The organism is Massilia sp. NP310, assembly GCF_019443485.1.
GTDB lineage: Bacteria > Pseudomonadota > Gammaproteobacteria > Burkholderiales > Burkholderiaceae_D > Telluria > Telluria timonae.
Map to the genome: position 1 here is coordinate 4,862,680 of NZ_CP080379.1, position 23,969 is coordinate 4,886,648.

The window sequence follows — 23,969 nt, forward strand, 5'->3', positions numbered from 1 at the left end:
ATGCCGCCACGGAATGTTGTGCGTGCACCTCGGGCCGGCTCGCACACGGTGCCGGCAATCTGTGACAGAATGCCCCGCTTGTCGATCACAGTTCTTGCCTTTCACACCATGACCACTCCATCTTCCGACACCGCGCTCGTCCTGTTCAGCGGCGGCCAAGACTCCACCACCTGCCTCGCCTGGGCGCTGCAGCGCTATGCGCGGGTCGAGACGATCGGTTTCGATTATGGCCAGCGCCACGCGATCGAGCTGGAGGTGCGCCCAACCCTGCTGTCGAAGCTGCGCGCGCTCAATCCCGGCTGGGATGCGCGGCTGGGCGACGACCACATGATCGACCTGTCGCTGATCGCGCAAATCTCTGACACGGCTTTGACCAGCAATGTTGAGATCGCCATGCAGGAAAACGGCTTGCCGAACACTTTCGTGCCTGGCCGCAACCTGATGTTCATGACGGTGGCGGCCACGGTGGCCTACCGGCGCGGCCTGAACGTGCTGGTGGGCGGCATGTGCGAGACCGATTTCTCGGGCTATCCGGACTGCCGCGACGACACCATGAAGGCGCTGCAGGTGGCGCTCAACCTGGGCATGGCGACGCGCCTGAAGGTCGAGACCCCGCTGATGTGGATCGACAAGGCGCAGACCTGGGAACTGGCGCAGCAGGAGGGCGGCGACGCGCTGGTGGACCTGATCCGCTTCGACACCCACACCTGCTACCTGGGCGAGCGCGGCGACGCGCATCCCTGGGGCCACGGCTGCGGCGCCTGCCCGGCCTGCGCCCTGCGCGCGCGCGGCTACGAGCAGTACGTGGCGCGCAAGCAGTCATAAAAAAGGCCGGGGGAGAACCCCGGCCAACAGAGGAAATCGTGACGACGTTCAGGCGGTCGCGGTTTTTTCGAGATTGACCTTGCGCGAGCGGCTCATCAGGTACCAGACCAGCGCCACCGGAATCACGAGCGGCAGCAGCAGCGGCGAGATGGCCAGCGCCAGGACGATGGCGCCAATGCCCAGCGAACCCAGCAGCATCACGCCGACGCCGGCGAACACCACCGCCAGCAGCACGCCCACCATGATGGTGATGAACAGCGCCAGCAAGGCGCCGCCGCCCGCGAACAGGGTGGCCAGCATCCAGCCCAGCGGGCCGTCGATTTCGTCGCCGTCGAAGTGCATCGTCATGTCGTTGCCCCAGCTGTTGAACAGCAGCGCGGCGAACAGGAACAGGATGATGTAGGGGGCGTATTTTTTCATGGCGGTCCTCGCGGTTGGGGTAGTAGTTGGATGAACGTTTTGTTCTTGCATGCTCGAACTGTAGGCCTCCAGGCGCGGCGCGGCCACCTGCATGCGACAGGCCGCGCGTTTTGCGGGACGAAACGTGCATAGGCGGGGTCAGGCAGAACTGCCGGCAATTTTTTTCTTGTAAAGCCTGCCGCGTTTCCTATACTGGTTCTCTCTGTTACAAGGGGAGCCTATGTACGCTGTATTTCATGGAATCCGGGGCGAGCTTGCCCACGCCGGCGGCGGCGCCAAGAATCCGCCATCGGCGCCGCCCGCGATACCGCCGATCATCATCAATCCGTTCAACCGGCATACGCCGGCGCCAAACGGCGACCCGCGGCCCATCCCCGTGGGTCCGCCGATCGTGCCGCCGCCAGGCCCCGATTGGCGCTGTCCGCGCATCGTCGACGACTGCCCGGCCTGATATTGTCGAGTCAGTCCACAAAAGCCCGCATTGCTTGCCTGTGCGGGCTTTTTCACGGGTCCCGTTTCCTCTATGATCGTGGTTTTGGGCGCGAGCCCGCCGAAGGAAGCAGATGAACGACCAGACCCACGATCACGACGACGAAGAACAGGAAGCCGGCCCGGTGCAGGAGCCGCGCCTGTGGCAGGGCAATGGCTGGACCGCGCGCGTGATCAAGAACGACGACGACGAAGGCTGGGCCGTGGCCATGTACAAGGACGGCGAGCCGGAACCGGCCCTGGTCGGTCCCTGGACCATGGGCCGCGACAAGAAGAACCCGAAGCCGCTCGACGTCAATGCCTTCAACACGCTGATCAAGACTGCGTCCGAGGTGATCCGCCGCCACGAGCAGCACATGCACGCGATCCTGCACAAGAACCTGTTCGTGTCGACCGGCGAGGGCGAGCTGAAAGTGACGCTCGACATCGTGCCGGACGACGACGACCCCTATGCCATGCTGGCCGCGACGGACGAGATGGGCGAGCAGGTGGCGAAGGTGCGCGTGGCCCCGACCTTCAAGCTGACCCAGGCCTCGGCCCTGGCCTGGATCGAGAACGATTTCCGCGCCCCGCGCTGAAAAACGACATTTACTTGCCGCAGGCTGCTGCGGCTAGCGGCAAGCTGCTACTATTTCCTCTACGCATTTTCTGATTACGTGGGGGAAGCATGGAACGTCTTGACCGGCTGGAAGCGGTCCAGTCGATGCTGCTCGAGATCGGGCAATTATCGACCAGCTGCAGCGACATCACCGCATTCATCGAGGCCGTGCACCGGGCGCTGGGCCGCATCATGTATGCGGCCAATTTCTACGTCGCGCTGGCCGACCGCGAAGACGGTACGGTGCGCTTCCCTTATTTCGTCGACGAGGCCGACGGCAGCCGCGATCCGAACGAGCGCATCACGCTGGCCTCGCCCGAGCAGTCGCCAACGGCCTGGGTGCTGCTCAACCGCCAGACCCTGGTGTTGACGGCCGCCGATTTCCACGAACGCCTGAAGAATAGCGGGCGCTGGGGCAGCGGCAGCGTGCCGGAGCACTTCGTCGCCTGCCCGCTGCTGGACCAGAACCACCAGGCGCTGGGGGCGATCGTCATCCAGAGCTATTCCCCCGACCAGACCTACAGCGCGGAAGACCAGGCGCTGTTCGCCCTGATCGCCAACCACGTGTCCAACGCGCTGCAGGGCTTGCAGAGCGTGGAGCGGCTGGAGCGCGCAGTCTCGGCGCGCACCGCGGCGCTGGCCCACGAAGTGGCCGAGCGCGGGCGCGCCGAGAAGGTGCAGCACGCGCTGTACCAGATCGCCGACCTGTCGGCCCAGGCGCTCGACACCGACGCCCTGAGCGCGAGCCTGCACGGAATCATCGGCGAGCTGATGGTGGCCGACAACTTCCTGATCGCGCTTTATCACCCCGACACCGAAGAAATCAGCATCCCGTATTTCGTCGACCAGAAGGACAGCACGCCGCCGCTGCAGCGCTTCCCGTTCGGCAAGGCCATGTGCTCCTACGTCTTGTCGAGCAAGCAGGCGCAGCTGCACGACCTGGGGAGCTTCCGCCAGCTGGTGGCCAACGGCATCGTCACCGAACCCCTCGGCAATACCGAGATCGCGAGCTGGATGGGGGCGCCGATGCTGGTCCACGACAAGCCGTATGGCGTGATCGTGGTGCAGAGCTACGACCCGGCCATCGTCTATACCAAGGCCGAGCTGGATCTGCTGGCCTTCATGGCCAGCCACGTGGCGGTGGCGATCGCGCGCATGCAGGCCGATCGCAAGATCCGCAAGGCCAAGCAGGAACTGGAGCAGCAGAATGCGGCGCTGAATGACGCCCTGCACGCGCTGCAGGAGGCGCAATCGGAACTGGTGCGCCAGGAAAAGCTGGCGTCGCTGGGACGGCTGGTGGCGGGCGTGGCGCACGAGATCAATACCCCGCTGGGCATTTGCGTGACGGCGACCAGCCACCTGGTGCAGGAACTCAAGCTCACGCGCGAAGAACTGGCGGCGGGCGAGATGACCGAAGAGAGCCTGGCCACCTTCTTCGACGTGGTCGACCAGTCGCTGCGCATCATGACCACCAATACCCAGCGCGCGGCGGCGCTCGTGCGCAGCTTCAAGCAGGTGGCGGTCGATCAGTCGTCGGGCGATATCCGCAGCTTCAATCTGGACGCGTACTTGAAGGAAGTGCTGCTGTCACTGCAGCCGAAGCTGAAAGGGCGGCCGGTGAAGGTGGACGTCGACTGCCCGAAGGATCTGGTGCTGGACAGTTATCCGGGGGCGGTGTCGCAGATCGTCACCAATATGGTGATGAATTCGCTGGTGCATGGGTTCGAGCGTGACCAGCCGGGCAATATTACGGTGCGCGCGGCGGTCGAACAAGATGGCTGGGTGGTGCTCGACTATACCGACGATGGGGCGGGGATGGACAAGGACACGCTGGACAAGCTGTTCGATCCGTTCTTTACCACCAAACGTGGGACGGGTGGGAGCGGATTGGGGGCGCATATCCTGTACAACCTGGTGACGGGGGCGCTGGGCGGGACGGTCAGGGTGGAGAGTGCGCCGGGGGAGGGGTTGCGGTATCACTTGCGGTTTCCGCAGTCGCAGCGCAAGACTAAGTGATGAAAGCAATCCGGTGCCGTAGCAGTGCGAGTGTGTACATGTAACTTATTCTGAGTTGTTATTACATTTAAATCTTAAAAAAGCCACCCAAAAGGGCTTGTAGTTTGCTAACTGAATTTATTTGCAATAAAGCTTTGCTGTCTTGTTGCCGTTCGTTTTCTCTCTAACTTCCATGGTGCAGTTCTTGACTTCTTTTTCCGGTGTGAATTCTTTCCAAACTTTCTTGTTGTTTTTGTAGTCACATGCTAGATACTTGACATTGAGAGGCAAGGTCAAATCATAGCCGTTTTTTTTCTCTATGAATCCACCTTGTATCTCACTGATTTTGTCGTCAAAGTATGCACTAGCATCATGCAATTTATCTTTGCCAGATTTTGAAGGACATTCTAATGTTTGAGCAAAGGAATTAGAAGACAAGAGCACAAGGGCGAGAAGAATATTTTTCATGGCACTAGCACAATATAGTATTCATTAGCATTGTTAGAAGCTCTTACATTATTTCTTCTAGCTTCTTCTCTTGAGAATGCTTTCTTACTTCTTCTAGCTACACCTGATGAACCACGCCACTGATCTAAGACCCAAATGTTTGCATAGCCCCCGTTTACATATCTTGGACCGAAATCTAGGAAGATAGCTACATGCCAACCACTACGGTTTGGATACCTTGACTGTCCGTTCTCTGTCACAAAATTAGCGATGACAGTTCCCGGTTCTATGTAATTTTGATCAACAACACGTGGCCCAGGTTGCCACCTGCTAGTGTGTCCAACGTTAGTAACAGTCTGAACTAACGCGGCACATTCTTGATCCCGACCCGCATGTCTTCCCATGTATTTAGCTAGAAGCTCACCGAGGTCGCCTCTGTATACTGCTGGCCTCATAGTGTTTCACCTTGCCGAAGTTGTTTAGAACAGCTTGCAGTAAAGACAAAATTTCTACTTGAACAAGGTCAGCAGTAGCTAATGATGTGGCTCAAAAAGGCTTTCCACCACTCACAATATTTTTGACAAGATCATAAAGTTCGCTTGCCATTGCTTGTGAATTTGAAATTTCAATTTCGTAGAACTCTCGATCAAACCATGCCCAACATGATATTTGGATTTGGGGTGCTTTAACTGTCCAAATGCGGAGAATTTCGCACCATGAAACGCACACTAGTATCGTTAGGTCTAGGTTTTTTAGCTGCAGTGTTGGCGTATGTCGCGATCTTGCTTGTTGAACCAACTATGTACGTAGAAAAGGCTGGCAATATTATTGTTAATGCCTTCGTGGTTGTTTCAATCGTCACAGCGTTATCGTTCAACAGGTTAAAGCGGAAACGTTAGCTACTCCGCTTTTCCCTGTCAGTCCGGCCACTTCTCATTGATCGCCAGCGCCTTGTCCATATTCTTGATCAGCAGGTCCACATATTTCGGATCCAGGTGATGCCCCGCCACCTCACGCAGGTGCTCGGTCACCTTCGCCGGCGGCCATGCATCCTTGTAGCAGCGCTTGTGGCTCAGCGCGTCGAACACGTCGGCCACGGCCACGATGCGCGCATACGGGTGGATGTCCTCGCCGCGCAGCCCCTGCGGATAGCCGGTGCCGTCGAACTTCTCGTGGTGCTGGTGGGCGATCACCGCCGCCGCCTTCAGGATCGGGCGCTGCGAGCCGTCCAGGATCTGCAGCCCGATGGTCGGGTGCTGCTTCATGATTTCCCACTCTTCTTCGGTCAGGCGGCCCGGCTTGAGCAGCACCGCGTCGGGCGTCGCGATCTTGCCCACGTCGTGCATCGGAGCGGCGTGCATCAAGACCGCCGTCTCGTCTTCCGGCATGCCCGACGCTTGCGCCAGCATGTGGCAGACCTGGGACATGCGGCGCACGTGGTTGCCGGCCTCGTGCGAGCGCGATTCGACCACGTCGCCCAGGCGCAGGATCAGTTCGGCCTGGGTATCGGTGATTTCCTGGTTGAGAAGGATGTTGTCGAAGGCGATCGCCACGCCCGAGCAGAACACTTCCAGTAGCTGGGCGTCGATGTCCGAGATCTCGTCCACGCCCTTGAGCACCAGCAGCGACGCCTTGCCGCTATTGTTCGGGAAATAGCCGACATAAGTGTCGCCGTGCAGGCGCGAGATGCGGTTGTGGCGCGCGTCGTCGAGCTGGCTGAGCAGTTCTGGACCGATCTCTTCCTCACCCATGTCGCCGATCTGGGCCAGCACTTCGTACTGGCTGGTGCCGGTGATCACGCTGGCCGCTTTCAGGCGCAGCAGCATGCTCTGTTCCAGGCGCAGCAGGGCCACCACCTGCTGCAGCAGGCCGTTGGCGAAGTCCTTCAGGTTGCGTTGCTGGAAGATGTGGGCGGAGGCGGCGATCACCCGTTCCAGGCCTTCGCGGTAGGTCTGCTGCACGCGGCGCGCTTCGTCGACCTTCATGATGTCGCGGTAGGCGCGCAGGGCGGCGAAGGTGGTGGTGAACAGCTTGGTGCGGTCGAGCTCGGTCTTTTCCTTGTAATCGTTGATGTCGTAGTCGACGATCACGCGTTCCTCGGGCGCCTGACCTGGCTGGCCGGTGCGCAGCACGATGCGGGTAAATTGGTTGTCGAGCTCCTGGCGCATCCAGCGCGCCACTTCCAGGCCGCTGTCCTCGCGCTCCATCACCACGTCCAGGAAGACCAGCGCGATGTCTTTTTCGCGCGCCAGCACTTCCTTCGCCTCGGCGCCGCTGTAGGCATGCACGAAGGATAGCGCGCGGCCGTCGAGGCGGAAGCGCGACAGGGTCAGCTTGGTAATGTCATGGATGTCGGGTTCGTCATCGACCAGCAATACTTTCCAGGGTGCGAGCTTGGGCGCAGCGGAAGACAGAAAGGACATAGACGAATCCGATATCGTTTGAAAAGTTGTCTGGGACAGAATATTTCTGAACGTAAATGTAGCCCAGAGTCAAGTCGATTGTAGTACGACACATGACCATTAACAACAGGCAATATTGAAATTATGCAGCGGCAATGTAACAGCTAGCCCGCTCAAAGAGGCGGTGTTGCGGGCACAAGACAGCCTGCGTCAGTTGTAAAGTTTTTGACAACGTTCGCAGTAAAAGGCGCGCCGTCGCGTGTTGCCGAGATTGGCTTTTTTGAAAGGAATATCGCACCGCGGGCAGATCTTCCTGGCATGGGCCAGCCAGTGCTGCTTGAGCACGAACGCTTTTTTCCAGCCGAGGAAGTCGAAGCTGTACTGGCGCGCCTCGTCGACCAGGGCGCGCAGCTTGGGCGCCGGCAGCGCGCCCATGGTCGACAGCGGATGGACGCGGATGCGAAACAGCACCTCGTTCTTGATGATGTTGCCGACGCCCGAAAAGATGTCCTGGTCGAGCAGGGCGTCGCAGGCCAGCAGTTCGGGCCGCGCGCGCAGCTTCTTGCGCGCCTGTTTCGGATCCCAGCTGTCCGACATGACGTCGGCGCTGAAGTCATAGGCCTCGAAGGTCGCGCGGTCGATCTCGCGGATCGCGCAGGCGTAGAAATTCATTTCGCCGCCGTCTTCGGTCTCGATCGACAGTCTCGGCTCCTTGTCGCGCCGCTCGTCGATGCGGTAGGTGCCGAACAGCAAAAAATGGATGCGCAGGACGAGGTCGGGCGTCTCGATCAGGAAATGCTTGCCCCAGGTGTGCAGGCCGACGATGCGCTGGCCCACCAGCCGGCCCGGATCGATGGCGCGCACGTTGCCGCCGGCGCGCACGATGTCCTGGCCGACGAAACGGGCCGATTGTTCCTTCAAGATGACGAGCGATGGACCTTCCGGCATGGCATTCTCCCTTGTGCCATTCTCATCCATCACCATCTATGGGACATGTGCGAGGCCTAACATTTCGATACAAAAGTTGGACGATTCGAGACGAGCGCGGCTGCCCGAAGCGGCGTATATTTCAATGCAAGACGAACGATAAAAGTAATCCGAGGAGCTAAAAGCGATGAAATCATTACTGATGAAAACGGCCTTTGCGGGCCTGTTCGCGCTGACAGCCGGCGCCGCATCGGCCGGCGTCACCGTGAATTACATCGAGTCCGACAAGTTTGCCGACCTGCCTTTCGCGCCATGGGAGCGCGAGCAGGTGCTCAAGGAGTTGAGCGAGTATTTCACCAAGCTCGGCGCCCAGCTGCCGGAAGGCCAGGACCTGACGATCGACGTCCTTGATGTCGACCTGGCCGGCCGCGAATACCCGAATTTCCGCAGTGGCCGCGAGCTGCGCATCCTGAAAGGCACGGCGGATTGGCCGATCATCAACCTGCGCTATTCGCTGACCCAGAACGGGCAGGTGCTCAAGGGCGGCGATGCGCGGCTGGCCGACATGAACTATATGCAGCGCATCAACCGCCTGTCGGACAGCGACAGCCTGCGCGCCGAGAAGCGCATGATCGATGAGTGGTTCAACGAGACCATCCTGGAGAAGAAGCGGGGTGGTTGAGGCGGCGGCCGGATATGCGGCCAATTGTTTCTCTAGACACGACGGCGCTCCGCGGGGCGCCGTCGTCTTGTCGAGCCCGGGCAGGCGCTAGTCGTCCTTTCCGTCCTTCCTGCTGCTCACCTTGAGCGGATCGCGCACCGTATAGTCCGATGGAACGCTGAACAAGGCCGCAGGCGGCTCGCCGCGCTTGAGCTTGTCGAGTCGGTATACCACGTCGCCGCTGCGCGGATCGCTGCGCTTGTGGTACACCGTCACCTGCAGCTCGGGCGAGTACCAGGTTTCGCTGCTGACCTCGATCGGCGCGCGGTTGCCGATTTCGCCGGCCGGGATCGTGTAGCTGCGCTGGTTGCCTTCGGCGCGCAGGCCCGAGAAATCGCGTCCGCCCAATTCGCGCGTGACCGCCTTGGCCGACCACTTGCCGTCGTTGACGGCGCCGATGATCAGCGGCGCGATCTGGGCCGACATCGCCCGCGCCGCGGGCATGGGCTCGGCGACACGCACGCGCACCTCGGTCGGCTGCGCGCCGCGCTGGACGTCCTTGACGATGATGTGCGTGCCCTCCGGCAGCTTGCCTTCCCTGCGCAGCTGGTCGATGCGCTCGCGCGCCTGGTCCGCGGCGCGCCGCGCCTGCGTCGCCGCGGCGCGCGCGGCATCCGCTTCGGCGCGGGCGAGCTCGGACGTCATGTCGAGGCGCGTGGCGCTCTTGCGCTGCGGGTTCAGGATCCAGCGCGCGCCTTCGACCGGGTCGCTGATGGTGATGGTGCGCACTTCGCCGTCGTCGCCGTGCACTTCGGTGCGGGTGCGGCCGGCGCCGTCGCGATACTGCATCGAGCGCGAGGTGTTGACGATCTGGTTGCCGTCGGCCAGCCGCTGCATGCTCTCCGAGACCGCTTCGGCGCTGTAGGGCGCGTTCTTGACGATGCCGGCGCCCGAGATCCTGAGCATGGACGCGGCCAGGCTGGCGCTGTCGCCGGCGCGCTGCGCCGCTTGCTGGCCGGGCGGCAAGGTCACCGTGCCCTGGCGGATCACGATGCGGCGCTCGCCGTCGCTGCCCTGGTCGATCGTATAGTCCTCGGCCAGGGCGGGAGCGAAGGCGCTTGCCAGCAGGGTGGCGATCAGGATGGTTCTGGTATTCATACAGTCCTCACAGTCTATCGTGTCAGTTGACGGCGCTCAGGCGCACCGCCAGGGGATGGCCGTCCTGCGCCACCAGCATTTCGGCGCGCACCGTCTCGCCCGCGGTCTGCGGGTTGAGCGGCATGCCCAGCGGCGCCAGCGCGCTCTGCGGCAGCTCGGCCTCGACCACCCGGGTATAGGGTTCGCGCTCGATCCGTTCCAGCGATTCGAGGGCGATGAAGGCGGCGCCGTCGTCGACGCCGATCACCGGCGGACCGACCGTGATCGCCTGGTGCGGCGCCAGCGCCAGCAGCACGGCCACGCCGCACAGCGAGGCGAGGGCGCCGGCCGTGCCCCATTGGGGCAGCGACAGTTTGCGGTACCAGGGCTGCTTTTTCGGGAACTGGCGGGCGAAGGCCTGCAGCAATTCCTTTTCCACGCAGCGTGGCGCATCGTGCCCCGCCAGCTCGCCGCGCAGCGCGGCCAAGCCGGTGGCCAGTAGCGGGTCGAGATTGTCGTTTTGGTCGTTCATCATTCTTCCTTCCAGCGTCATTCGCTTGTCGCCCGTCCTAGGCGAGGTGGGCATCGTTCGACGGCGCGCCTTGCAGCCCGTGCAGCCGCTTGGCCAGCGCCGCCCGTCCACGCGCCAGCCTCGAGCGCACGGTGCCGATGTCGACCTGGCAGACGGTGGCGATCTCCTGGTACGACAGATCGTGCAGCTCGTACAGGATCACGGGATCGCGGTAGTGCGGCGGCAGCAGCGACAGCGCGCGCCGCACCTCTTCGGCCGCCTCGTTGCCGAGCAGCCGCGCCAGCGGTCCGGCGGCGTCGCTGGCCGCGTCCAGGTCCGGTTCGCCTTCATCGCCCAACGGTTCGGGCAGCTGCGGATGGCGCTGGCGCGCTTCGTCCAGCTTGAGCGCCAGGTTGCGCGCCACGCCGAACAGGAAGTGCTGCAGCTGGCCACATAGCGGGTCGTAGCCGAGCCGTCCCGTCAGCAGGCCCATGAAGGCTTCCTGCACGATGTCGGCCGCCGCATCGCCCGAGCCGCAGCGCAGCAGCGCGTAGCGGTACAAGGGGCCCTGGTGCCGCCGGTACAGCGCCGTGAACGCCTCGGCCTGCCCGGCGTGGACCTGGCGCAGCAGGTCGGTGTCAAGTTGTTCTGTCGTCGAGGTCATGGCAGTCTTCTTTTCTTGTATTCCGCCGAGTACTCCGAAAAGTTCCAACTATTTTTAGAAAACAAAACGCCCCGTGCCGGAAACCGGGACGGGGCGTACAGTGGGGTGTGATCTCTTAGTCGATCCAGTTTACGCGATCGAACTTGTTGCGGAAATCGTCGGGCATGTAGCACACCTGGCTGGTCTTGTAGTTGAAGAAGACGAAACCGGACTTGGCCATGGCGATCAGGGTCTTGTCGCGCGGCCGGGTGATGCGGAAGATCAGGTCGCCGCCGTACTTGTTGAAATCCATGACGCCGACTTCGAACAGCAACTGGTCGCGTCCATACGCTTCGGCGCGGTAGGTCGCGGCCAGGTCGGTGACGATGATGCCGTTGCCGTCGCGCTCGGTCTCGGCGACACCGAATTCGAACAGGAAGCGCGCCCTGGCTTCGGAGATCATCGCGATCATCGATTCATTGCCCAGGTGGTTGGCGGCGTTGATGTCCGTGACCCGTACCGTCAGCTGCGTCGAATAGTAAAACTGGTCTTCGGGAAGATTGAGTTGTAGGCGTGCCATCTCTTTATTCTAAACTCATTGTGTGGGGCCGCGTCCAATTTTATGGATGGCCCCGCCACCAGTGAGTAAGTACAGCTCGCCTTGGGCATCCTGGCCGAAAGACACGATGCGGCCGATGTCGTCGATCTCCCAGTCGCGCTGTTCGATGATGCCGTTGCCGGTGGCAAGGAAACTCTTCAGGTAGCCGCCGCACAAATCGGAATAGAAATAGCGGCCCGCCAGCTCGGGCAGGGCGCGCCCGCGGTACACGAAGCCGCCGGTGATCGAGCAACCGTTGACGTCGTTCGCGCCGTGGTCGTATTCGAAGACGGGCAGGGTCAGCCCGGCGCGCTCGCAAGTCTCGGCGCCGTAGCACAGCGTTCCTTCCATGACGTTCCAGCCATAGTCCAGGCTGGCCTGGGCCGTGCCGACGATATTGATTTCTTCGCGCCGGTCCTGGCCGGGGTCTGGTAAATACAGCTGGCTGGCGTCGAAGCTGAAGCGCCACGGGTTGCGCAGGCCGGAAGCCCAGATCTCGGGGCGGCGCCCGGTCGCGTCGCGATAGGGATTGCTGGTGGGAATCGTATAGGGGTGGGCGGCCGTGGCGCCCGCCACGTCGATGCGCAGCAGCTTGCCGAGCAGGCTGGCCTGGTTGCGCGCATTGCCTTGCGGATCGCTGGCGCCGCCGCCGTCGCCGGTGCCCAGGTACAGGTAGCCGTCCGGGCCGAAGGCGAGCTGGCCGCCGACATGGTTCTGGTAGGTCGGATGCGCGATGCGCAGGATGACCAGACCGGAGGTCGGATTGGCGGCCGTTGCCGTGGCGCCGGCGCTGAAGCGCTCGATCACGATATTGCGCTGCAAGTCGGTGTAGCAGACGTAGAAATAACCGTTGCGAGCGAACTGCGGATCGAAGGCGAACGACAGCAGCCCGCCTTCGCCTTCGGTGAATACGCGCGCGCCGATGTCGAGGTAGGGCTGGTCGCGCGTGCTGCCGTTGTCGACGATGCGCACCCGGCCCGGCCGCTCGCTGACGAACAGGCGCAGGTCTCCGGGCGGGGCGGTCAGCCAGGTCGGGTTGTCGAGCCCGGCGACGACCTGCGTCGTGACGAGCGTCAGCGTGCCGCTGCCATAGCTCACCGTGGCGGACGCGGTGGCGCCGGCGCTGATGGTCGCCGCTTGCGAGGCGGGCGCCGGCTGGTAGGTGACGCCGCCGCTCGTGACAGCCGAGGCCGACACGTTATAGCTGCCGGGCGCCAGGTTGGCGAGGGTTTGCGATTGTGTGAGGTCTTGCAGGTAATTGTTGGGACCGGTGACCCGCAGGGCGGGATTGACGCCGGCCGGCAGGCCGCTGGCGCTGACGGCTAGCGATCCGGTGCTGGCCGGTGGCGGGACCGCGCCGGTGATGCCTGGACTGCCGCCACCGCCACCGCAGGCGAGCAGGGTCAGGCCGATGAGCATGGCCACGAACGGCAACAGCATGGTCCGCAGATGCCCGATGCGCATGCCCGCCTCCATGACGGTCGTTTTCGCTTGCGTTAGTGTGCCAGCAATACCACGTCGTTCTGTCTTGGCTCAGTCCTTGATGTCGGGCTCGACCAGTTTCGCCAGTTGTTCGAGCGATTCTTGCCAACCCAGGTAGCACAGCTCGACCGGGATCTGGGCAGGAATGCCTTCTTGCCTGATATGCACCTCGACTCCGCAAAAGATTTCTCGCATGACGACCGTGGTCTGCATCTGGCCGGGCAATTGCGGGTCGTCGAACTCGGCCGTGTAGCGCACGCGCTTGCCGGGCTCCAGCTCCAGGTATTCGCCGCCGAAGGTCTCGCTGCGGCCGTTGGTGAAGTTGGTGAAGGACATCCGGTAGCGGCCGCCGACCCGGCCATCCATCTCGTGGACGGTGGCGAACATGCCATAAGGCGGCAGCCATTTTGCATAGGCGCCGGGAGTGGTGAAGGCGCGGAACAGGCGATCCGGTGTCGATCTGAGTACGCGGTGCAGCTCGACGGTATTGGTGGACATGGTTGGTCTGCTATCGAAAAGGTGTTAGCGCAAAGTAGTAATGTCCCCTCTCCGCTAAGTAGAAATGTCCCCTAGGATGCCCTGAAGGGGGACGGGACAGTGCTCAAGATGACAGCCAAAGACGTGTTGCGTAGCCAGGTGATGGCACAGGTAGTTGAGGGTAAGCTGGATCAGGAAAGTGCTGCCAGGAGGCTGGGCATCAGCACGCGCCAGGTGAAACGTCTGAAGCGGCGTATGCTCGACGAGGGCAATGCAGGGCTACTGAGCAAGAGCCGGGGCAAACCGTCGAATCGACGCACGCCACAAGAGAAGCTGTCCAAGGCATTGGACCTGATCAGGGCGCACTATGCGGATTTCGGTCCGACGTTGGCATGCGAGAAGCTCGACGAACTGCATGAGATCCGCCTATCAGTGGAAACGGTGCGCAAGGCGATGATTGCGGCGCAACTGTGGAAACCGCGTCGTGGCGCAACAGCGCGGACACACGCAATGCGCGAGCGCAGGGCGCGGCGCGGAGAGCTGATCCAGATCGATGGATCGCCGCACGACTGGTTCGAGGGCCGCGCGCCCCGCTGCAGCCTGTTGGTGTTTATCGACGATGCCACGAGCGAGCTGATGGCATTGCGTTTCGTCGATGCCGAGACGACGCTTGGATACATGAGTTTGCTGGAGGAGCACATCAGAAATCATGGCCTGCCAGCGGCCCTGTACAGCGATCGTCATAGCATCTTCCGGATCAGCACGGGCGACAAGAGTGGCGTCGGTGAAGGGCAAACGCAGTTTGCACGCGCATTGGAACAACTCGGTATCGAGGGCATCCAGGCTAACAGCCCGCAGGCCAAGGGACGAGTCGAGCGAGCCAATCAGACCTTGCAGGACCGCTTGGTAAAGGAGATGCGGTTACAGGGCATCAGTAGCCAGCAGGCTGCCAATGCCTGGCTACCGCAGTTCATTCGCGCCTTCAACCGGCGCTTTGCCGTCACGGCCGTGCTGCCTGAAGACGCTCATGTGCCGTATGGCGGAACCGAAGCTGCTCTACGCCGAATCCTCTCGGTGCATACACCTCGCCGCCTGTCGAGCAACCTGAGCTGTCAGTTCAATGGCTTGCTGTATCAGATCCAAATTGCCGACCAGGGGCGAGCATTGCGTGGCGCCAGCGTTACTATCGTCACCCATCCGGAAAGTGCGACCGAGGTCGTCTGGCAAGGCCGGGTTTTGCAGCACACATGCAGCAGCAAGCCAATCAAGCAGCATGAGGCGATCGACGGCAAGGACATCAATGGCAAGGTCGAGCAGGCACTCGCCCGACGCCAACCGCCACAGCCTATCGGACACCCCTGGAAAAAACGCATGGAAACGCAACCGGGCACCGTCCCTGTACGTGCTGAGTTCGCCCATACGAAATCGCATCTGGCCCCTGTTACCAACCCGTGATCAAATTGGCAAGAGGGACATTTCTACTTTGCGCAACAGGGGACATTTCTATTTAGCGTTGACAGTCTGCTATCGAAAAGGTGCACACAGGTGCGCTCCGTTCTCTTCCTGCCCCGAGCCGTCCTGTTGACCGTGCTCGTACCTGACAGGCGTGACTTTCCCGCCTGCCGCTGGAACCGCTCCAGCAGCAGTGCCATACATTGCCGCATGACTCGCCTCGGGTAGCGCCATTCTCGCCACAAGGGCGCCGGTGGCGAGCCGTTGCAGATTGACCGCGGCGTTCACGTCACGGTCGTGACGCGCGCCGCAGGCGCAAATCCAATTGCGCTCACCGAGTTTCAACCCGATGTAATGCGCGCCGCATGTCGAACACAGTTTGCTGGATGGATACCAGCGATCCGCCAGCACCAATAACGTGTTGTAACGTTGCGCCTTGTATTGGAGCTGACGCCGGATCTCGTAAAACCCAACGTCGGCGATCGCCCGCGCCAGCCGATGGTTGGCCAGCATGCCGCTTACGTTCAGGTCTTCGATCGCCACCGCTTGGTTCTCGCGGCACAGGCGAGTCGTGAGCTTATGGATGAAGTCGGTGCGTACATGCATGATGTGCGCGTGAAGGCGCGCCAGCGCACGCGCATCCTTTTTCCGGTTGCGCGACACCGGCAAACGCACACCTTTCGGGATCGCGCCCGTAATCCCGGCACCGGCCTTCGCTGCTTTCAGCTTGCGTGCATGGCGCCGCGAACGGATGCGCAGGCGCCGCTGGCTTGCACGTAGCGGCCGTGGGGCCGCGATCTTCTCGCCGCTGGACAGAACGGCCGCGGCGCTCACGCCGAGATCGACCCCAACTACGCCATCGCCCTGGCGCTGAAGACGGGCCAATTGCTCCGGCAGCTTGACCTGCACCGCCAGATACCAATGGTCGGCTTCACGCGACACGCAGGCGCCCATGATCTTGCCGGGGAGCCGCAGGACCTCGGCCAGCAATACCTCTCCGATCTTTGGCAGCACGGCGCATTTGCCCTCAAAACGAATCTTGTCGTTGGCAATATAAAACGAGTCCCGGCAGCGGCCTTTCAGTTTAAACGTCGGTGGATAGGCTTTCTTGCCGGCTTGCCGTTGCTCGACGTAGCGACGCCAAGCTCGCTGAAGATGCGCGAAAGGCTGCGCATGCGCATCGCGGTGGATTGTTCGCAACCACGGTTTGCTTTCGGCGTCGAGCCAGTCCGGGTGGGCATACTTGATCCCATTGAACTGCTTTTTCAGTTTCATGGCATCTGGCCGCTGGCCCAATGCGGTTTGCCGCTGCCACTCAGCCAGCGCCCAGTTCCAGACCTTGCGCGCCGTCCCTGCCGCACGTGCGAAATAGTCGCGCTGCTCGGATGTGGCTTCAAGCCGGATGCGATGTGACAGCAACATTGCGCACATCCTTGTTCAATGCAACATCCAACTGGCGGCGATAGTTGCGCAACCCATATAAACGACTTGAGAAGCAATGCACGATGGTCATCATGTCCTGCACCATCTCCTGTTCGGGGGACAGGCGCTCCTGATTCAGTACGAGGAGCTCGCAGCCACGCTCGTGCGCTATGTGTTCGAACCATTCATACCCGAAGCGCGTCAGGCGATCCCGGTGCGCCAGCACCAGGGTGCACACCTCGCCTCGCCCGATCGCATCGGTCAGTTCCAGCAAGCGCGGACGCTTGAAATTGAGTCCGCCGCCGATCTCTTCGATGAACTCGACATTCGCCAGTCCACGGGCTGTGCAAAACTCTTCCAGAACCCGGCGCTGATTGCGCAAATCAGACTTTTGCGCAGCACTCGACACCCTGCAGTAAGCGACGATCCGGTATGGAACCGGGCGTGACTGCAATCCGATCCGCTCAGCAATCTGCGTTTCGCTATAGAGGCGCAGGCCAGTTGGGCTACGCGCCAATGGAGAGAACGTGCCACAGCGATCCCAGCGTTGCAACGTCTTGGGTGTCACGCCAAGCCGGCGCGCTGCCGCTCCAGTCTTCAGCATCATTTCCATGGTGTTCTCGCATATACGCTTACGTAGATTCAGACACCATAATTGTGACTAGAGTTCCGCTCCTTGTGTGGTAGCGGCAGAGGACATCCCTCTGAACGCCACGACGAAGCAACACTCCCGGATTCGACACCGGCGCCGAGATTTTGATGCGCCAAATGACGAATGGTTTGGAACAGCGCAAGCCGCGCCATTCCAAACCATTGTCTCTGCCCAACAAATGGGCAGCTGCTAGCCTATGCGATTATTTCTTCGCTTCGACGCCCGGAGTAGCCGAACGCGCCAGGAAGGCCTGGGTCACTTGCGGCAGGTGCTCCAGCAGCCAGGCCGCCATCGCCTTTTCCTGTTCCAGGATCTGCTCCAGCTGGGCCTGGGTTGCCGTGTCGCCGACGGACTTCGCCGCTGCGATCAGCGCCGTATAGCTCGAGATCTCGACGTTCTCGAACACATAACCGGCCATGGCGCCCTTGACGACTTCGTCGCTGGCCGCCATGCCGCCCACGGCCTGGCCGAAGGCCGCCAGGCGGCCGCCGATGTCTTTCAGGATCGAGTTGTCGGTGCCGCGGCGGGCCAGGATTTCGTCGAGGATGCCGTGCTGCCAGCGGGTCTCGTCGATGTGCTGGACGATGCGCGCGCGCAGCTCAGGATAGTGTTCGAGGCGCTCGGCCTGCGCGGTCAGCATCTGCTCGGCCTGCTTTTCCATTGCGTGGGCATCGCGCAGCCAGTCGTTGAAATTCTCGTCTGCAGTGGTCGTCATGATTCCTCCGTGAATGTTTGTACAGGTGGCGAAGTTCGCCCTGCCATAACCTTCGCAGAGTTGGCGAATCATGTTTGTTAGGTGCTACACATTGTCGATGAATCCGGCGCACCGGATGTCATGGCATTGATGGGGCGCGCGTGCGCGTCTTGCTGACGACGCCGGCAGGGTCGATCAGCACGACGAATTCGGAAAATTGCCCGCCGCCGGCCGGTGACTGGTAGACCCAGGCCTCGTAGCCGCTGTCGAAGCGCACGCTTTTCGTCGGGCCGAAGGCGGCCAGCAACTCCGCCTTCGTCGTGCGCCCGGCCATCACGGTCGCGGACAGCCGCTCGGCCGCGACGACGGAACCGGGCGGCGCGGGCTGGGTGGCGCAGCCCGCCAGTAACGCCGCGCACAAGAGAAGTCGCAGCCTCATGGCGCCACCCCGGCTGGCGCATCGACCATGTATTCGAACTCGACCAGGGTATCGTCGGGCCAGCTCGCATCCCACAGCGGCACATAATAAGTGCGGTCGAGCAGCGCCTGGCAATCGCAGAAGGGCAGCATGTCGGGCGTCTGTTCGCCGCCGGCATACAGCATATTGAAGGGCAATGTTTCAACCCGCTCGCCGGCGCGCAGCGTGACCGCAAAGATCGGCCGTTCGGCGAAGAACAGGTAGTTGCCGTCCGGGCTGGTGCACACGCCCTCGGGCGTGTTCAGCGCATCCGAAATCCAGCCGAACAGCGGCGAGCTGTTCGAGACCAGGCCGGCTTCCTTGCCCACCCGGCACTCCAGGCGCAGGTCGCCCAGGCGCCGCGTGCCCGGCGGCAGGCCCGGTGTCTCGATCCGTGCACGCCAGGTCATGCTGGCGGTCTTGCGGCTGGCGAGCACGGCGGCGTCTTCCTGCAAGGCCTGGGCGTTGTGTGGCAGGACGAAGAAATTGTTCTCATCGACGGGCACCGGCACCGACACGGTGTCGCCCGCAATGCGCAAGGTGATGCCGCGCATGTCCGTCGACGGCAGGCGCGGCAGCAGCTGGAAGCGCAGGGTGGCGTTGGGAGCAAAGGCGCGTTCGCGCTCGAAACGCTCCATGCCGCGGATCATCTTGCGATAGGACTTGTCGACCGGGTCACGGGTGGACTTGACGGTGACGGTGTTCTGGCCGGCGGCCGAGGCCGGCAGGCAGAGTGAAGCGGCCATGAGCACGGAGCCCATGGCAAGCGAAGACACAACGCGGACGATCTGCCGCGTCATGGTCTTACCAGTACCGAACGCGGCCGGTATCCATATGCACGAACTGCGAGCTGGCGTAATAGCCGACGCCACCGCCCTTGAGCGACATCGCCGCTTTCTGCAGGTTGCGCAGGTCGGTGCCCGGCAGGCGGATGTCGATTGCCTTGCCGTCCATGTGCAGGCTGCGCTTGGCGACGCCGCCGCTGCCGTGGCTGCGCAGGAAGGCGTTCGATTCAGGCGCGCGGTAGCCCGAGATGATGTGCAGTTCCTTGCTATTGTCGAGCTTGCTATTGAGCTGGCCGAGCAGCAGCAGCAGTTGCGGATCGATCTCGGCGACCTTGCCGCTGCGGTGGTCGCGCAGCACTTTATTGATGTCTTTCAGGGCATCGGGGACGAACTCGCCTTCGGCCCAGAACGTGCTCTTCAACTTCTCGCCGGTGTGCGTATTGTAGAAGCGCAGGCAGCACTCGCCCGACAGGACACTGCTGTCAGGTGATGTATTCTTGGCAAGGGTTGGAAGGGCGAGGGAGGAAGATGCGAGGAGGAGAGAGCTCTTGAGGAAGGAGCGTCGTTGAATCATTGAAGGGAGTCCTTACGCTGGTTCGCTGAACCATCAATGATACGCCGATTGCGTCGAACGTGCAGATAAAATGATGGAAAATGCGGCGAATCAGCTACGATGTCAAGTGTTCAATGTTTTTTGAGAGAGGAAGTCATGCCGAGTATTGTCAGAAAGTTCTTGAGCAAAAAACTGGTTCTGGCCGCCGCACTGGCGACGGTCGGCGCTGCCGCCGTGGCGCAAGAAGTGACGCCGGTCGACAAGCCGCCGCTGGCCAAGGGCTGGAAGCTCGAAACGGTCGCCACCGGCGCGCCGCAGCCCTGGGGCATGGCCTGGTTGCCGGATGGCCGCATGCTGGTCACGGGCAAGCAGGGCACGCTGCACCTGTTAAACGGCAAGAGCTTCCAGCAAATTCCTCTGGACGGTTTGCCGAACCTGTATGCCAGCGGCCAGGGCGGCCTGCTCGACATCGCGGTCCATCCCGCCGATAAAACCAACCCGCGCATCTACATGACGATGTCCAGCGGCAGCGACGACGAGAACCGGACCGTGCTGGTGCAGGGCGTGTTCGACGGCAAGCGCGTGACCGGCCTCAAGCAACTGTTCGCGGTCAACCTCGGCAAGAGCGGCGGCCAGCACTTCGGCTCGCGCATTCTGTTCCTGCCCGATAACACGCTCCTGATGAGCATCGGCGACGGCGGCAATACGCCTCAGCGCATCGGCAATATGCTGGCGCGCGACCATGCCCAGAGCCTGGCCTCGCACACCGGCAAGATCCTGCACCTGACGGACACCGGCCAGCCGGTCGGCAAGGGCGCGTTCGCCGGCAAGGACAACGCCCGTCCCGAGATCTACAGCTACGGCCACCGCAACGTGCAGGGCCTGGCGCGCGATCCGAAGAGCGGCCGCGTCTACGCCAACGAGCACGGCTCGCGCGGCGGCGACGAAATCAACGTGATCGAGGCCGGCAAGAACTATGGCTGGCCGCTGCAAAGCTATACGCTGGACTACGGCACGCGCGAGCCGATCGGCATGAAGGTGGTGCCGGGCACGGTGCAGCCGATCGTCGTGTGGACCCCGTCGCCGGCGCCGTCGGGCCTGGCCTTCTATACGGGTAAAGCCTTCCCGCAATGGCAGGGCAGCCTGTTCAGCGGCAGCCTGGCCGGCCAGGACGTGCGCCGCGTGCAGCTCGACGCCCAGGGCAAGGTGACGGCCCAGGAGCTGCTGCCGGTCGGCAAGCGCGTGCGCGACGTGCGCCAGGGCCCGGACGGCCAGCTGTACGTACTGACCGACGAAGCCAAGGGCAGCCTGCTCCGGATCGTGCCGCGCTGAGGTCCCCAAGTGATGCGCGCTGCATGATGTTGGGTCAAACCTGGCATATGCATCATGTTTTTGTTTGTTGACAACGTGAAACCTGCCTAGAATGAATGTTTGCAAGGCGCGTCCCTGAGGCGCGCCTTGTGCGTTTCATTCCCGTCCCGCCCCTTTCAGGAGGAGAAGCATGGCAGTTTCCGTTCGTCGCACCATCGGCCTGGCCGCAGCGCTCGCGCTTGCGTTCGGCACGTCTTCCATCCAGGCCGCGCCGGCAAAACCGGCCGCCACGCCGGACATCCCGATCCCGGACATCAAGTACACCAAGTTCACGCTCAAGAACGGGCTGACGGTGCTGGTGCACGAAGACCGCAAGACGCCGGTGGTGGCGATCAATACCTGGTACCACGTCGGCTCCAAGAACGAGAAGGTGGGCAAGACCGGCTTCGCCCACCTGTTCGAGCACCTGATGTTCAGCGGCAGCGACAACTTCAAGCACACCTACCTGAACGCGATGGAGCGCATCGGCGCGACCGACCTGAACGGCACCACCAACCAGGACCGCACCAACTACTTCCAGAACGTGCCGACCTCGATGCTCGACTATGCGCTGTTCGCCGAGAGCGACCGCATGGGCTACCTGCTCGGCACGGTCGACAAGAAGAAGCTCGACATCCAGCGCGGCGTGGTGCAGAACGAAAAACGCCAATACGAGAACCAGCCCTACGGCATTGCCTGGGAACTGTTGACCACCAATACCTACCCGGCCGGCCATCCGTATTCCTGGACCGTGATCGGCAAGATGGAAGACCTCGACGCGGCCTCGATGACCGACGTGCAGGACTGGTTCAAGCAGAACTACGGCCCGAACAACACGGTGTTGGTGCTGTCGGGCGATATCTCGCCGGACGAAGCGCGCGAGAAGGTCGAGCGCTTCTACGGCGCGATCCCGCCGGGCCCGCCGCTGGCCAAGCATGACGCCTGGATCGCCAAGCGCACTGGCACCCACCGCACGGTGGCGCAGGACCGCGTGCCGCAGTCGCGCATCTATCGCACCTGGAACGTGCCGGGCGCGCACACGCAAGAGGAAGCGTTGCTCGACCTGGCGGCGCGCGTGCTGGGCGGCGGCAAGACCTCGCGCCTGTATAAACGCCTGGTGTACCAGGATCAATTGGCCACTAGTGCGACCGCGAGCGACAGCTCGTCCGAGATCGGCGGCCAGTTCAGCATGACCCTGACCGCGCGTCCGGGCGCCGACGTGGCGAAGATGGAAAAAGTCGCCGACGAAGAGCTGCGCGCGCTGATGAAGAGCGGCCCTACGGACGCCGAACTGCGCCTGGCCAAGACCGCGATCCTGGCCCAGTACACGCGCATGATCGAGCGCGTCGGCGGCTTCGGCGGCAAGAGCGACCTGCTGGCCTCGTGCGAGACCTATACCGGCAATCCGGACTGCTACAAGGTTTACCTGCAGCGCATCAAGGATGCCACCCCGGCCATGGTCAGGAAGGCCATGAACGACTGGCTCAGCGACGGCGACTTCGTGCTGCAGATCGACCCGTTCCCGACCGGCCTGGCAGCGACCAATACCGGCCTGGACCGCAGCAAGGCGCCGGACACCGGCAAGGCGATGTCGCTCAAGCTGCCGCCGATGCAGCGCACCACCTTGTCGAACGGCCTGAATGTCGTGCTGGCCGAGCGCCATGAAGCGCCGATCGTCAACCTGCAGATGCTGGTCGACAGCGGCTACGCCTCGGACAGCGCCACGATGCCCGGCGTGGCCAGCCTGGCCCTGCGCATGCTCGAAGAAGGCACGAGTTCGCGCAAATCGCTGCAGATCGGCGAGGAGCTGGAAAGCCTGGGCGCGACCTTCGGCGCCAGCACCAACCTGGACGGCGCTTTCGTTGGCATGAACGCGCTCAAGGCCACGCTGCCGCAGGCGCTGAACCTGTATGCGGACCTGGTGCTCAATCCCGCCTTCCCGCAGAACGAATTCGTGCGCCTGCAGCAGGACCGCCTGGCCGCGATCGCGCGCGAGAAGTCCGATCCGCAATCGATCGCGATGCGCCTTGCGCCGGCCCTGCTGTACGGGCATAACCACGTGTACGCCAAGCCGGGCACCGGCACCGGCACCGAGGACGCCGTCAAGCGCATGACGCGCGCCGACCTGGTGAAGTACCACGCCACCTGGTTCAAGCCGAACAACGCCACGCTGCTGGTGGTGGGCGACACCACGCTGGCCGAGATCAAGCCGATGCTCGAGAAAGCCTTCGGCGCCTGGAAGGCGGGCGAGGTGCCCAAGAAAGTGATCGACACGGTGGCGCCGCGCGCCGCGCCGGTGGTCTACCTGGTCGACCGTCCCGGCGCGCTGCAGAGCGTGATCCTGGGCGGCCAGCTGGCGCCGCCGCGTAACAGCCCCGAGGCACTGCCGCTCGAGATCGTCAACGACGTGTTCGGCGGCACCTTCAGCTCGCGCATCAATATGAACCTGCGCGAAGACAAGCACTGGTCGTACGGCGTGCGCAGCCTGGTGTCGCCGGCGATCGGCCAGCGCCAGTTCATGAGCGTCTCGCCGGTGCAGACCGACAAGACCGGCGACGCGCTGAAGGAGCTGGTGGGCGAATACCGCAACATCGCCGGCGCCAAGCCGATCGCGAACGAGGAGCTCAAGTTCGCGCAGGACAATAAAACCCTGCGCCTGCCGGGCAGCTTCGAGACCGCGGGCCAGCTGGCCGGCGCCTATTCCACGATCCTGCAGTACGGCCTGCCCGAGGATTACTTCAACACCTATACCGAAAAGGCGCTGGCGCTCACGCCGCAGCAGGCCAACGCCCTGGCCGCGCGCAGCTTCGTGGCCGACCGGCTGGTGTGGGTGGTGGTGGGCGACATGGCCAAGGTCGAGAAGGACATCCGCGCCCTGAACCTGGGCGAGGTGCGCCGCATCGACGTGGACGGCAAGCCGCTGCCGTAATGTTGTCTTGGTATGTGCCCGGCCTGTGCGCCGGGCATGCCGGGTTTCGGGGACACTATGGGC

25 protein-coding genes are annotated in these 23,969 nt (G+C 62.6%); 8 read left to right on the plus strand and 17 right to left on the minus strand.

What is annotated here, in order from left to right; all coding sequences use genetic code 11:
* Positions 1-108 precede the first annotated feature (108 nt).
* The gene (gene queC / locus KY496_RS21425) at positions 109-825 is read left to right on the plus strand and encodes a 7-cyano-7-deazaguanine synthase QueC (protein WP_005663083.1); all 717 of its coding nucleotides are present in this window, start codon (positions 109-111) and stop codon (positions 823-825) included.
* A gap of 48 nt (positions 826-873) precedes the next feature.
* On the opposite strand, the gene KY496_RS21430 is transcribed toward queC, so the two are convergent.
* Positions 874-1,245 carry a hypothetical protein gene (locus KY496_RS21430; RefSeq protein ID WP_005663081.1) on the minus strand — a complete coding sequence of 124 codons (372 nt, stop codon included), beginning with the start codon at positions 1,243-1,245 and terminating at the stop codon, positions 874-876.
* 220 nt (positions 1,246-1,465) lie between these two features.
* Here KY496_RS21430 and KY496_RS21435 point away from each other — a divergent pair, with 220 nt between their 5' ends.
* The 3 genes from KY496_RS21435 to KY496_RS21445 all read left to right on the plus strand — a co-directional run bounded on the left by KY496_RS21435 (position 1,466) and on the right by KY496_RS21445 (position 4,348).
* On the plus strand, positions 1,466-1,696 hold the full coding sequence (locus KY496_RS21435; RefSeq protein WP_219862348.1) for a hypothetical protein: 231 nt from the start codon (positions 1,466-1,468) through the stop codon (positions 1,694-1,696).
* A 112-nt stretch (positions 1,697-1,808) separates the two neighbouring features.
* Positions 1,809-2,312, plus strand: a complete 504-nt coding sequence (locus KY496_RS21440; RefSeq protein WP_219862350.1) for a hypothetical protein — start codon at positions 1,809-1,811, stop codon at positions 2,310-2,312.
* 89 nt (positions 2,313-2,401) lie between these two features.
* Positions 2,402-4,348 carry an ATP-binding protein gene (locus KY496_RS21445; protein ID WP_219862351.1) on the plus strand — a complete coding sequence of 649 codons (1,947 nt, stop codon included), beginning with the start codon at positions 2,402-2,404 and terminating at the stop codon, positions 4,346-4,348.
* Positions 4,349-4,465: 117 nt separating this feature from the next.
* Here KY496_RS21445 and KY496_RS21450 read toward each other — a convergent pair whose 3' ends face one another.
* The 4 genes from KY496_RS21450 to KY496_RS21465 all read right to left on the minus strand — a co-directional run bounded on the left by KY496_RS21450 (position 4,466) and on the right by KY496_RS21465 (position 8,124).
* Positions 4,466-4,795, minus strand: coding sequence for a hypothetical protein (locus tag KY496_RS21450; protein WP_184238077.1), 330 nt, complete (start codon positions 4,793-4,795; stop codon positions 4,466-4,468).
* Positions 4,792-5,229, minus strand: a complete 438-nt coding sequence (locus KY496_RS27485) for a BPSL0067 family protein (RefSeq protein WP_219862353.1) — start codon at positions 5,227-5,229, stop codon at positions 4,792-4,794. Before KY496_RS27485 ends, KY496_RS21450 begins: the two co-directional genes overlap by 4 nt.
* 462 nt (positions 5,230-5,691) lie before the next feature.
* On the minus strand, positions 5,692-7,197 hold the full coding sequence (locus KY496_RS21460; protein ID WP_184238079.1) for an HD domain-containing phosphohydrolase: 1,506 nt from the start codon (positions 7,195-7,197) through the stop codon (positions 5,692-5,694).
* Positions 7,198-7,386: 189 nt separating this feature from the next.
* On the minus strand, positions 7,387-8,124 hold the full coding sequence (locus KY496_RS21465) for a DNA-formamidopyrimidine glycosylase family protein (protein WP_005663064.1): 738 nt from the start codon (positions 8,122-8,124) through the stop codon (positions 7,387-7,389).
* Positions 8,125-8,290: 166 nt separating this feature from the next.
* Between KY496_RS21465 and KY496_RS21470 the strand changes: the two genes are divergently transcribed.
* Positions 8,291-8,785 (plus strand): DUF3016 domain-containing protein, encoded by a 495-nt coding sequence (locus KY496_RS21470; RefSeq protein ID WP_219862354.1) that lies wholly within the window; start codon positions 8,291-8,293, stop codon positions 8,783-8,785.
* A gap of 87 nt (positions 8,786-8,872) precedes the next feature.
* On the opposite strand, the gene KY496_RS21475 is transcribed toward KY496_RS21470, so the two are convergent.
* From KY496_RS21475 to KY496_RS21500, 6 genes are all read right to left on the minus strand, one after another.
* Positions 8,873-9,922 carry a hypothetical protein gene (locus tag KY496_RS21475; RefSeq protein ID WP_071360595.1) on the minus strand — a complete coding sequence of 350 codons (1,050 nt, stop codon included), beginning with the start codon at positions 9,920-9,922 and terminating at the stop codon, positions 8,873-8,875.
* Between the two features lie 22 nt (positions 9,923-9,944).
* Positions 9,945-10,436 carry a hypothetical protein gene (locus tag KY496_RS21480; RefSeq protein ID WP_229520332.1) on the minus strand — a complete coding sequence of 164 codons (492 nt, stop codon included), beginning with the start codon at positions 10,434-10,436 and terminating at the stop codon, positions 9,945-9,947.
* A 34-nt stretch (positions 10,437-10,470) separates the two neighbouring features.
* Positions 10,471-11,076 (minus strand): RNA polymerase sigma factor, encoded by a 606-nt coding sequence (locus KY496_RS21485; RefSeq protein ID WP_219862356.1) that lies wholly within the window; start codon positions 11,074-11,076, stop codon positions 10,471-10,473.
* A gap of 115 nt (positions 11,077-11,191) precedes the next feature.
* On the minus strand, positions 11,192-11,635 hold the full coding sequence (locus KY496_RS21490) for a thioesterase family protein (protein WP_005663055.1): 444 nt from the start codon (positions 11,633-11,635) through the stop codon (positions 11,192-11,194).
* Between the two features lie 15 nt (positions 11,636-11,650).
* Positions 11,651-13,117, minus strand: coding sequence for a sorbosone dehydrogenase family protein (locus KY496_RS21495; protein WP_005663052.1), 1,467 nt, complete (start codon positions 13,115-13,117; stop codon positions 11,651-11,653).
* 69 nt (positions 13,118-13,186) lie between these two features.
* Positions 13,187-13,633, minus strand: a complete 447-nt coding sequence (locus KY496_RS21500) for an SRPBCC family protein (RefSeq protein ID WP_219862358.1) — start codon at positions 13,631-13,633, stop codon at positions 13,187-13,189.
* A gap of 108 nt (positions 13,634-13,741) precedes the next feature.
* Here KY496_RS21500 and KY496_RS21505 point away from each other — a divergent pair, with 108 nt between their 5' ends.
* Complete coding sequence (locus KY496_RS21505; RefSeq protein WP_005671140.1) at positions 13,742-15,067, plus strand: ISNCY family transposase; 1,326 nt, start codon at positions 13,742-13,744, stop codon at positions 15,065-15,067.
* A 69-nt stretch (positions 15,068-15,136) separates the two neighbouring features.
* Here the strand turns inward: KY496_RS21505 and KY496_RS21510 are convergent, their stop codons facing one another.
* The 6 genes from KY496_RS21510 to KY496_RS21535 all read right to left on the minus strand — a co-directional run bounded on the left by KY496_RS21510 (position 15,137) and on the right by KY496_RS21535 (position 19,546).
* Positions 15,137-16,486, minus strand: a complete 1,350-nt coding sequence (locus tag KY496_RS21510; RefSeq protein ID WP_184238088.1) for an RNA-guided endonuclease TnpB family protein — start codon at positions 16,484-16,486, stop codon at positions 15,137-15,139.
* Positions 16,458-17,099: an IS607 family transposase gene (locus KY496_RS21515; protein ID WP_184238089.1), complete on the minus strand. Its 642-nt coding sequence runs from the start codon at positions 17,097-17,099 to the stop codon at positions 16,458-16,460. Before KY496_RS21515 ends, KY496_RS21510 begins: the two co-directional genes overlap by 29 nt.
* 241 nt (positions 17,100-17,340) lie before the next feature.
* Positions 17,341-17,853 (minus strand): ferritin-like domain-containing protein, encoded by a 513-nt coding sequence (locus KY496_RS21520; protein WP_184238090.1) that lies wholly within the window; start codon positions 17,851-17,853, stop codon positions 17,341-17,343.
* 118 nt (positions 17,854-17,971) lie between these two features.
* A complete protein-coding gene (locus KY496_RS21525) occupies positions 17,972-18,271 on the minus strand; it encodes a hypothetical protein (RefSeq protein ID WP_219862360.1) in 300 nt (99 codons plus the stop codon).
* Positions 18,268-19,035, minus strand: a complete 768-nt coding sequence (locus tag KY496_RS21530; protein WP_229520333.1) for a hypothetical protein — start codon at positions 19,033-19,035, stop codon at positions 18,268-18,270. The genes KY496_RS21525 and KY496_RS21530 overlap by 4 nt, the downstream gene beginning before the upstream one ends.
* 58 nt (positions 19,036-19,093) lie before the next feature.
* On the minus strand, positions 19,094-19,546 hold the full coding sequence (locus KY496_RS21535; protein WP_307189439.1) for a DUF882 domain-containing protein: 453 nt from the start codon (positions 19,544-19,546) through the stop codon (positions 19,094-19,096).
* A 261-nt stretch (positions 19,547-19,807) separates the two neighbouring features.
* Here KY496_RS21535 and KY496_RS21540 point away from each other — a divergent pair, with 261 nt between their 5' ends.
* Positions 19,808-20,959, plus strand: coding sequence for a PQQ-dependent sugar dehydrogenase (locus KY496_RS21540; RefSeq protein WP_229520334.1), 1,152 nt, complete (start codon positions 19,808-19,810; stop codon positions 20,957-20,959).
* A gap of 169 nt (positions 20,960-21,128) precedes the next feature.
* The gene (locus KY496_RS21545) at positions 21,129-23,906 is read left to right on the plus strand and encodes a pitrilysin family protein (RefSeq protein ID WP_219862366.1); all 2,778 of its coding nucleotides are present in this window, start codon (positions 21,129-21,131) and stop codon (positions 23,904-23,906) included.
* Positions 23,907-23,969 lie beyond the last annotated feature (63 nt).

Bases quoted from the DNA above. Each gene is read 5' to 3' on its own strand.
- KY496_RS21530 (WP_229520333.1), bottom strand. From the start codon at position 19,035: ATGGCCGCTTCACTCTGCCTGCCGGCCTCGGCCGCCGGCCAGAACACC.
- KY496_RS21440 (WP_219862350.1), top strand. From the start codon at position 1,809: ATGAACGACCAGACCCACGATCACGACGACGAAGAACAGGAAGCCGGC.
- KY496_RS21505 (WP_005671140.1), top strand. From the start codon at position 13,742: ATGACAGCCAAAGACGTGTTGCGTAGCCAGGTGATGGCACAGGTAGTT.
- KY496_RS21445 (WP_219862351.1), top strand. From the start codon at position 2,402: ATGGAACGTCTTGACCGGCTGGAAGCGGTCCAGTCGATGCTGCTCGAG.
- KY496_RS21545 (WP_219862366.1), top strand. From the start codon at position 21,129: ATGGCAGTTTCCGTTCGTCGCACCATCGGCCTGGCCGCAGCGCTCGCG.
- KY496_RS21490 (WP_005663055.1), bottom strand. From the start codon at position 11,635: ATGGCACGCCTACAACTCAATCTTCCCGAAGACCAGTTTTACTATTCG.
- KY496_RS21495 (WP_005663052.1), bottom strand. From the start codon at position 13,117: ATGCGCATCGGGCATCTGCGGACCATGCTGTTGCCGTTCGTGGCCATG.
- KY496_RS21480 (WP_229520332.1), bottom strand. From the start codon at position 10,436: ATGATGAACGACCAAAACGACAATCTCGACCCGCTACTGGCCACCGGC.
- KY496_RS21465 (WP_005663064.1), bottom strand. From the start codon at position 8,124: ATGCCGGAAGGTCCATCGCTCGTCATCTTGAAGGAACAATCGGCCCGT.
- KY496_RS21500 (WP_219862358.1), bottom strand. From the start codon at position 13,633: ATGTCCACCAATACCGTCGAGCTGCACCGCGTACTCAGATCGACACCG.
- KY496_RS21470 (WP_219862354.1), top strand. From the start codon at position 8,291: ATGAAATCATTACTGATGAAAACGGCCTTTGCGGGCCTGTTCGCGCTG.
- KY496_RS21525 (WP_219862360.1), bottom strand. From the start codon at position 18,271: ATGAGGCTGCGACTTCTCTTGTGCGCGGCGTTACTGGCGGGCTGCGCC.
- KY496_RS21475 (WP_071360595.1), bottom strand. From the start codon at position 9,922: ATGAATACCAGAACCATCCTGATCGCCACCCTGCTGGCAAGCGCCTTC.
- KY496_RS21460 (WP_184238079.1), bottom strand. From the start codon at position 7,197: ATGTCCTTTCTGTCTTCCGCTGCGCCCAAGCTCGCACCCTGGAAAGTA.
- KY496_RS27485 (WP_219862353.1), bottom strand. From the start codon at position 5,229: ATGAGGCCAGCAGTATACAGAGGCGACCTCGGTGAGCTTCTAGCTAAA.
- KY496_RS21450 (WP_184238077.1), bottom strand. From the start codon at position 4,795: ATGAAAAATATTCTTCTCGCCCTTGTGCTCTTGTCTTCTAATTCCTTT.
- queC (WP_005663083.1), top strand. From the start codon at position 109: ATGACCACTCCATCTTCCGACACCGCGCTCGTCCTGTTCAGCGGCGGC.
- KY496_RS21515 (WP_184238089.1), bottom strand. From the start codon at position 17,099: ATGGAAATGATGCTGAAGACTGGAGCGGCAGCGCGCCGGCTTGGCGTG.
- KY496_RS21510 (WP_184238088.1), bottom strand. From the start codon at position 16,486: ATGTTGCTGTCACATCGCATCCGGCTTGAAGCCACATCCGAGCAGCGC.
- KY496_RS21435 (WP_219862348.1), top strand. From the start codon at position 1,466: ATGTACGCTGTATTTCATGGAATCCGGGGCGAGCTTGCCCACGCCGGC.
- KY496_RS21520 (WP_184238090.1), bottom strand. From the start codon at position 17,853: ATGACGACCACTGCAGACGAGAATTTCAACGACTGGCTGCGCGATGCC.
- KY496_RS21485 (WP_219862356.1), bottom strand. From the start codon at position 11,076: ATGACCTCGACGACAGAACAACTTGACACCGACCTGCTGCGCCAGGTC.
- KY496_RS21430 (WP_005663081.1), bottom strand. From the start codon at position 1,245: ATGAAAAAATACGCCCCCTACATCATCCTGTTCCTGTTCGCCGCGCTG.